Here is a 2,507-nt window from a genome sequence, read left to right as displayed (position 1 = left end):
CCGTCTTTGTATGCTTTGTTATATCGGGAACAAATTTCTCAACTAGAGCGGGCAGTATGCGTGTAACCCTACTCCCTGAATCTTCCACGGGAAGCAGGCCGTCAACTGCCAAAGCACGCATCAGCAACAACGATGCATCCCTCTGTCCTCGTGTTGATTTCTCGACCTCAGAAAGCAATTGATCGAGTTCATTTCCCTCGCGCGGCGGAATTATCGCGCACGCAGCGGAAAGAGCATCCGCAAATGCGTTTCGCGCTACGTCCAAGTCTTTTCCAGAAAACCCTCCATTAATATATTGATCCGCAGCGCGTTCGAATATTGAAATACTTTCGTTCAGCAGCGCAGCATCCTGCAAATTTGACATGGAGATCCTCGACTGGGAGAAATAATTGACTAATCTATTGTATTTTCGAAACGCAACTTGCTGCAATGAGTATTTCATTTATAAACTATATGGTTGCGAAAGTCAACCTTCAGAATTGTCCAAAAGTAGCTTTCACGGAATTTTCACTTCAGGCGCGATGGCGATCGCGCGACCGAAAACGGCTCTTGGGAACACGTTCGCCGGCGCAAGCCTATCCTGCATTACCGTGGCCACTCCGCGCTCTCTTGATATTGTCAAGCTTAGGTAATCAGGATACGTTAGCCCCTGAGTAGACCGAGTTGTCCCTCGTGTCCACGGTGGGCGGACGGCGAAGGATGGGTTCAACCCGTCGTACCCGAAATCTCGCGGCGCAGCGTTTGCTCATTTCCCGCTCGTTACTAACCTTCTAGAAAGTAAAGTTAGTTTGTAATATAATGTTGGCATGAAATGCAAACGAACTTCTGACGGCCGCAAACTTGACCATCACGCGCTTCAAGTAATGCGCCAACAAGCCATCAAGGCGGTGCGTGATGGGCAACCAGTGGCGAGCGTGGCTGCCGCATTCGGCATGAACGTCACGACGATATTCTGGGTATTCCGGTCTATCGTGACCAGCGATTCCGGTCCATCGTGACCGGCCATTCCGGTCCATCGTGACCACCCATTCCGGTCTATCGTGACCGATTTCGGCCGCCACCGGAATCGGCGGTCACGATGCCGGAATCAGCGGTCACGATACCGGAATGGCGTCGTACAGAGCAGAAGTGATGTTACGCATATAGCAACCGACCGAGTACGCTGCCAGCTTTTTGTCTGGAGACAGCGTGCCGGTATCAAGGATCAATATGCGTAAGATAAAAGACGTATTGCGTTTGAAGTTGGACGCCAAGATGTCCCACCAGCAGATCGCCGCCGCGCTGGGGATTTCCAAGGGTGTCGTCACCAAGTATGTTGGCCTCGCCGCCGCCGCAGGCTTGGATTGGACGATGGTCCAGGGGCTGGACGAGGCGGCCCTGGAGCGGCGCCTGCTGGCCGCTCCCGAGCAGCCACGCGATCACGTGCAGCCTGACTACGGCCGCCTGCATCAGGAGCTGCGCCGCAAGGGCATGACGCTGATGCTGTTGTGGGAAGAACACCGCGCTGACTACGCGGATGTGCAGACCTACAGCTACTCCCAGTTCTGCGAAAACTACCGCCGCTTCGCCAGGCAGCTCAAGCGCTCGATGCGCCAGGTGCACCGGGCCGGCGAGAAGCTGTTCATCGATTACGCCGGCCCCACCATCGCGCTGACCGATGGAAGCCGTGCCCACATCTTTGTCGCTGCCTTGGGCGCTTCAAGCTACACCTTCGCCTGCGCGACGCCAAGTGAAACGATGAAGGACTGGCTCGAGTCCACTGCGCGTGCGCTGGCCTTCATCGGCGGCGTGGTCGAGTTATCACCAGCTGGTGATAACTGCGGTTATCAGCAGGACCGAATAATGTGAAGGAGTCCCAATCTTGCCTTGCCTGACCGGCGTTGACGGCGATTCTCCTTCACATTATTTCATGGCATTGATTAGAGCGAATCGAGCCAGGCGAGCAAGTGTTCGTCACGCTTCCACCGCGGAGGCTTGCTAACTGTTTTTGAACCATGATCGAGCTGCTCTAGCGCCGCCCGCTTGGTGTCCAGATTGGCCTGGGCGTAGTGATTGGTCGTATCGAGGCTGACATGCCCCAACCAGCTTCGAATCACAGTGACATCCACGCCGGCAGCGATCAGGTGGACAGCGGCCGCGTGCCGAAAGCTGTGTGGGGTTACGTTCTTTGACGACAGCGTCGGGACGGCCTGCGCGGCGGCATTGACATACTGCGCCAATTTAAAGCGTATTCCAGAAGAGCCGAGGGTAACGCCGTAACGGTTCACAAACAAGGGTTCATCATCGGCACGTGGCTGCCGTCGAAGAAGTGCTTTAAGTAAAGCGATAGTTTCCGGCCAAAGTGGACAGATGCGTTCCTTGCGCCCTTTGCCGAACAGGCGCACGCACGCAGGCGCATCAAAGCGTATCGCACCTGGACAAACATCAAGCGCCTCCTGAATGCGCGCGCCAGTGTTATACAGGAAGGACAGCAGGGCATGGTCACGCTGCCCCTCGATGCACGTTCG

The 2,507-nt window shown here is 55.6% G+C and carries 2 protein-coding genes and 2 pseudogenes; 2 read left to right on the top strand and 2 right to left on the bottom strand.

The features are described 5' to 3' along the window. Nucleotides 1-364, bottom strand: a 364-nt coding sequence (locus D3872_RS25185) for a hypothetical protein (RefSeq protein ID WP_147373778.1), incomplete at its 3' end; no start/stop codon positions are given. Between the two features lie 442 nt (nt 365-806). Here D3872_RS25185 and D3872_RS03240 point away from each other — a divergent pair. Together D3872_RS03240 and D3872_RS03235 are read left to right on the top strand one after the other, a co-directional pair. Next, nucleotides 807-953, top strand: a pseudogene (locus D3872_RS03240) (IS630 family transposase); the annotation flags it as partial. Between the two features lie 235 nt (nt 954-1,188). Beyond that, nucleotides 1,189-1,800 (top strand): annotated as a pseudogene (locus D3872_RS03235) (IS21 family transposase); the annotation flags it as partial. Between the two features lie 119 nt (nt 1,801-1,919). On the opposite strand, the gene D3872_RS03230 reads toward D3872_RS03235, so the two are convergent. Beyond that, the coding region (locus D3872_RS03230) for a tyrosine-type recombinase/integrase (protein ID WP_147373777.1) at nt 1,920-2,507 on the bottom strand (588 nt) is incomplete at its 5' end.

It is taken from the genome of Massilia cavernae, assembly GCF_003590855.1.
GTDB lineage: Bacteria > Pseudomonadota > Gammaproteobacteria > Burkholderiales > Burkholderiaceae_D > Telluria_A > Telluria_A cavernae.
This window is presented reverse-complemented; position numbering and strand designations above follow the sequence as displayed.